The following is a 6,367-nucleotide window of genomic DNA, read 5'->3' as shown; positions in this document are numbered from 1 at the left end:
CGACGCCTCCTTCCTGGCCGACCCCACACTTACCTACCCGGTGACCGTCGACCCGACAGTGGACCTCTCCCTGCAAGCCGACACCTACGTCGTCGATTGGGACCCCGACTACTCCGGGGTGGACTATGACGCGCTCTATGTCGGTGTAGAAGAGTTTGATGGAGGCCAGGTCGGTATCGGGCGTGCGTACCTGCAGTTCGACACCTCACTCCTCGCCGGCGCGACGGTGACGCAGGCACAACTGTCGCTGACCAACTGGTACGCACCTAACTGCGGGCCGTTCGGCTCCGGCATCCAGGTCAGAAGAGTCACCTCTGCCTGGGACCCCTATACCGTCACCTGGAACAGCCAGCCGACCACCACCACCGAGGACGCCGTCACCCGCCAGGACGCCTACGACACCGACCTCTGCGGCGACGGCAGGGCCGGGATGCCGGTCACCTGGGATGTCACCGGCATCGCCCAGGACTGGGCCGCCGGCCGGCCCCGATACGGCCTGCAGATGCAAGCCGCGGACGAGAACGCGGACAATGACTGGCGCACTTACGCCGCCTCCGAATTCGCCGACGCCAACCCTGACTACGGACAACAGGCGCCGGAACTGGCCGTCACCTACACGCTGCCGTCGTCCCTCACGGTCGGCAACCTGTCGATCACCCCGGCGACCGGGGGAGCGGTGCCGTCGCTGACACCGACCCTGCACGCCACCGTCTCCGACCCCGCAGGCGGGAACCTTCGCGCCGACTACGAGATCGAACACGACCCGGCCTACACCGCAGAAGGCACCGGCCAGATCTGGGCCGGCAGCTCCGCCACGGTTACCACGGGCAATGACGCCCCCGCCGTCGTCCCGGCTGGGAAGCTGACCGCCGGGTGGCACATCCGCTGGCGGGCCCGCGCCACCAACACCGGCACCTCCACATCCTCGGCCTGGTCGGGCTGGCAGACGGCTACCATCACGGCGCCGGACCCGGTGGTCGACAACGTCGCCTCCGGCACCCAGGCCACCCTCACCGTCCCCGCCGGCAAGCTCGGCGACGGCTGGAAGGTCCGCTGGCGCGCCCGTGCGGTCGCCGCCGGATCCAACACCTCCGGCTGGAGTGAGTGGCAGTCGCTGACGGTGAAGGTCCCGGCCGCCACTGTCTCCCAACTGCAGATCACCCCCGCCCAGACCATCGACGGGAAGACCGCGGTGTCGTCGCTGACGCCGCAACTGCTGGCCACCGTCACCGACGCCTACGGCGAACCGCTGCGGGCCGAATTCGAGCTGGAGCACGACCCGGCCGACACCGCCCACGGCACCGGCGGCATCTGGACCGGCGCCGCCGACAACGTCGCCTCCGGCACGCAGGCGTCGGTCACCGTGCCCGGCGGAGCCCTGTCCAACGGGTGGGGAATCCGCTGGCGTGCCCGCGCGGTCAACACCGCCACTCAGGTCACCTCGGCCTGGTCGGACTGGCAGGCCGCCACCATCGATGCCGGGAACGTCCCCTCCGAGCCGGGCGTGACGGCGCTGCAGGTCACCCCCTCCCAGGTCGTCGACGGCACCACCGTGGCCACGTCGCTGACTCCGCAGCTACGCGCCCAGGTCACCAACCCCGCCGGCGGCAGCCTGCGGGCGGAGTTCGAACTCGAACACGACCCCGCCGCCCCCGAGGGCCAGGGCGCCGGTCAGATCTGGACCACCGGTGTCGACAACGTCCCCGCCGGCACCCAGGCGACCGTCACCGTCCCCGGCGACACGCTGAGTGAGGGGTGGCTGGTGCGCTGGCGCGCCCGCGCCGTCGTCGGCGAGGCCGCCTCGGCCTGGTCGGACTGGCAGACCGTACGAGTCGATCAGCCCGACCCGGTGCTGGGCACCCTGCAGGTCACCCCGTCCGAGACCGTGGGCGGCAAGACGGTCAGCGCGTCGCTGACCCCGCAACTCCTCGCCCAGGTGACCGACCCCGCTGGCGGCAAGGTACGCGCCGAGTTCGAGCTGGAGCACGACCCCGCCGACACCGATCACGGCACCGGCGGCATCTGGACCACCGCGGTCGACGACGTAAACTCCGGCACACAGGCGTCGGTGACCGTCCCCGAGGGCAAGCTGTCCGACGGCTGGCTGGTGCGCTGGCGCGCCCGCGCCGTCACCGGCGGCGGCACGTCCGCCTGGTCAGACTGGCAGCCCGTGACCGTGGTCGACGGCTCCCAGATCCTCACCGTCGAGGGCCCCCGCACCCAGCCCGTCACGGACGGAACCACCAACACGCTGACGCCCGTACTGATCGCCAAGGTCGGCACCCCGGCCGGTGGCCAGCTGGGCGGGGAGTTCCAGGTCGAACACGACCCCGCGGACACCGCCCACGGTATGGGCCAGATCTGGACCACCACCGTAAGCGGAGTCCCCTCCGGCAAGGAGGCCGCCGTCACCGTCCCCGCCGGAATGCTGAGCGATGGATGGAAGGTCCGCTGGCGTGCCCGTGCGATCAGAGGCGCGGCCACCTCCGACTGGACCTCCTGGCAATCGGTCGAGGTCAAGGCGACGCAGCATCACGACACCACCTACGAATACGACCGCGACGGCCAGCTGACCAAGCAGACCGACGCCAACGGCAACGTCCGCACCTTCACCTACGACCTGCTCGGTCGCCGCACCGCGTCCCATGACCCCGACGCCGGCGACTCACAGCAGTCATACGACACCGCCGGCCGCCCGATGTGGTCCATTGACGGCAAGGGGCAGAAGGTGTCCTACTCCTATGACGATCTCGGCCGTAAGACAGCCACGTGGTCCGGGGAACGCGACAGTGGGACCAAGCTGGCCGAATGGGCCTACGACACCGCCTCGGGAGGCAAGGGCAAGCTGACCTCAGCCACCCGATACACCAACGGGCACGCCTACATCAGCGCGGTGGCAGGCTACGACGAAATGGGCCGCCCGACCGGTTCCAGCGTCACTATCCCCGCCGTCGAAGGCGCCCTGGCCGGCACGTACACCTTCACCGCCGGCTACGACACCGCCGGGAACCTGTCGCAGGTGGGCATGCCAGCCAAGGGCGGGCTGCCGGCGGAGAAGCTCACCTTCACCTTCACCGATCTGAACCTGCCCCAGGCTGTCACCTCCGACCTGGAGGGCGGCACCACCTACGTCGGCACCACCGCCTACACGCAGACCGCCCGCCTTGCCAGCCGTCGCTACGGGGCCAACGGGCGGATCACCCGGACTCTCGCCTGGGATGAGAACACCGGCCGGCTGACCGGCGTCACCACCAAAACCAAGACCGACACCTCCACCCCGGTCACCGTCCAGGACGACGTCTTCTCCTACAACATCGACGACACCGTCAACAGCATCCTCGACAAGGCCGCCGCCACCGCCGGGTCGCCGGGCCAGTCCGAATGCTTCACCTACGACGGCCTGCACCGCCTGACCCAGGCATGGACCACCACCGCCACTGCCTGCGGAACAGGCACCGCATCAGCCGACGGGCTCGGCATCGACCCCTACACCCAGTCCTACACCTGGGACGGCGTGGGCAACCTCACCTCCTTGACCTCAGGCGGCCAGACGGCCACCTACACCTACTCCGCCCCGGGGGCGACCGCCGTCCGTCCCGACGCCGTCGCCTCCATCACCCGGCCGAACGGAGCCGACTTCTACGGCTACGACGACGCCGGCCAGATGACCTCCCGCACCATCGACGGCAAACACTCCACCTTCACCTACAACGAGTTGAGCGAGCTGACCAAGGCCGTCGTCGACGGCCAAACCACAGACAATGTCTACGACGCCGACGGCCAGCGCCTGCTCCGCCGCACTCCCGACGGCAAGACCACCCTCTACCTCGGCGCCATGGAACTCGAGCTGTCCGCCGGCACGGTGACAGGCAAGCGCTACTACACCACCGCGGACGGCTCCCAAATCGCCATCCGCACCCCCGCCACACTGACCTGGCTCCTCAGCGGCAACGCCGGCAGCGAGCAACTGGCCATCGACGACACCACCCAAGCCGCCCGCCGCGAACGCTACCTGCCCTTCGGACAACGGCGCGGCGACGACGACCTCCCATTCACCGACCGCGGATTCCTCGGCAAGATCGAAGACAGCTCCACCGGGCTCAGCCTCCTCGGCGTCCGCTTCTACGATGCCGCGATCGCCAAGTTCCTCTCACCCGACCCGCTGCTCAACCTCGCCAAACCAGGACTCACCAACGCCTACGGATACGCCGGCGGCGACCCGGTCAACCTGTCCGACCCCGACGGCTTCGAACCTCGCCCATGGCACGACCCCGACTGGGACAAGAAGACCGCGAAAGAACGCAAGAGAATCACCCAGCAGTACATGGAAGGGGAACGTAGAGCTCAAAAGGAGTTCGAGAAGCGGCAGCGCCAGCAGCGAGAGCGCGAAAGAATCGCGCGTGAGCGTGACAAGGCCCTTCATACCCTCGCCACGGAGAAGGGAGGCCTTGGACAGCAGGCGAAGAAAGAACCGCCCGGAGCGGAATGCGCTTTTGACGATCCGGTATGCATAGCCAAGGCAATGGATCAGAAGCTCAAGGATCAGGGTGCGGGATCGCTCGCCGACAACATGGAAGCCGGAGGCAGCGCTCTATGGCAAGGAGCTCCGATAGGGGGCAGAGTCGGCGTTGGCGGCACGGGGCCTCGACTTCCGCGCCCTCGAGGTGTAAAGCCCTGTAGCTTCGTACCTGGCACAGAAGTCCTCATGGCCGATGGGTCGTTGAAACCAATCGAGGACGTGAATGCCGGCGACCAGATTGTCGCGACAGATCCGCAGACAGGAAAAACCGAATATCACTCGGTCCTGCAGGCGCATGCAGGTGAAGGCCGGAAAGTGCTGGTCAAGCTGACCATAGATATCGATGGAAAACGAGGTAACGCCACCGGCACTATTACCGCCACCGATAATCACGCGTTATGGATTGAAGACGTCAAGGCATGGGTGCCCGCAGGAGACGTGAAGCCTGGTTCTCTGCTTCGCACTTCGGCCGGTATCTACGTCAAGGTTATTTCGCTCCAGCAGCGCGTGGTGGGCAGGCAGCGTGTGCACAATCTAAGTGTCGAAGGCATCCACACGTATTATGTGATGGCGGGGGCCGCGCCGGTACTCGTTCACAACGACGGGCCCGGGTGTGGGTCGTATTGGATGTCGTCCGATAAACTTCCGCATCACTACATGCGAACCAGCGACCAGGGTGTTAAGCATGCTGAGGACTTCGGCGTAAAGGGTCCATACAACAAGGTGAACGGGCAATCGTTCATTCGTGCCATTGAGCAGCTCGTGAAGAACCCGGGAACGCGGCAAATCAAGGGTACATTTAGGGGGCAGGCTGCTATCCACTTCGTGGATGACACGGGGCTACATGCGTCATTCGCCGCGGATGGTCCGAATGTCGGGGAGTATCTTGGCGGCTGGCGATCCTCAGGTGATCAGCTGACCTACCTGCTGCGGGATGGGAAGTTGTAGCCTTACGCCGCCGTCGTGAGAGCTGCGATCCGAAGAGAGGTATCCGTGAACATCGAATTGACGGACGATCAAGCGCTCGTCCTATCCGACTGGATGAACCGCGTTATGCATCGAGAAGATTTTGCGGCGCTGATCGACGATCGCGCTGTTTGGTCTGCTCTTTTCAGAATTAGCGGGTCGTTGGAGACGCAGTTGTCATCGATCTTCGATTCTTCATACTCTGAACAGGTGGATGCTGCCCGTCAGCGACTAATTGGCGAGCTTGGGGAATTCGGTGAGTGATAAATTGACGCACGTGCTGTCATAGCCTGATAGCGGGCCATGGCGGCAACGTCAGCGGACGGATGGTCGGGAGCGCGATACGACGCTCGGACGCCGAGGGTCTTGGTGGGCAGATGCGTAAGGCCGCGGGTTCGGGTGCGCTGGAGCGAGCGGCGGATGCCGGCCGTTCCGGCGGTGAGGCCGAGGTCCTTCCAATGGAGGCCAAGGAGTTCGCCTTTGCGGAGTTCGGTGCGCAGGGCGAGTGCGTACGGCGCGTGCAGCCGGCCGGCGCGGGCTGCGTCGAGGAACTGCGTGGCTGCGGTGAACGGTCGGAATCGCCGAGGACGAGGTGCGGTGGCCCTGACGTTCCGGCCAATGTTGCGGGGGCAGCTCGTCTTCGCGGACGGCGTGCTCCAGCGCCGACTCGAGCACCGGGTGCACGTATGTCACGGTCAAGGGATACAGCCGGTTCTGGCAGCACTCGCCGACCGCGCAGCAGCTCTTCCCATTCGACGTCAGCTGCTAGGGAAGGGTCGGCTGGCCCTTCCGCTGCCGCCAGCTGTCATCGAGGACCCGTCGGTCACGTCCACGGGGGTGGTGTATGAGTCTGCCACCGCGTGATCCGTTTTTGCAGGTTAA

2 protein-coding genes are annotated in these 6,367 nt (G+C 66.4%); both read left to right on the top strand.

What is annotated here, in order from left to right; all coding sequences use genetic code 11:
* Nucleotides 1–40 precede the first annotated feature (40 nt).
* Complete coding sequence (locus AAH991_RS39605) at nucleotides 41–5,467, top strand: DNRLRE domain-containing protein (RefSeq protein ID WP_346231104.1); 5,427 nt, start codon at nucleotides 41–43, stop codon at nucleotides 5,465–5,467.
* 45 nt (nucleotides 5,468–5,512) lie between these two features.
* Nucleotides 5,513–5,749, top strand: a complete 237-nt coding sequence (locus AAH991_RS39600; RefSeq protein ID WP_346231103.1) for a hypothetical protein — start codon at nucleotides 5,513–5,515, stop codon at nucleotides 5,747–5,749.
* The last annotated feature ends 618 nt before the right edge of the window (nucleotides 5,750–6,367 follow it).

This window comes from Microbispora sp. ZYX-F-249 (assembly GCF_039649665.1).
GTDB lineage: Bacteria > Actinomycetota > Actinomycetes > Streptosporangiales > Streptosporangiaceae > Microbispora > Microbispora maris.
The sequence above is the reverse complement of the archived record's forward strand: the minus strand, read 5'-3'. Positions and strand labels throughout refer to the sequence as shown.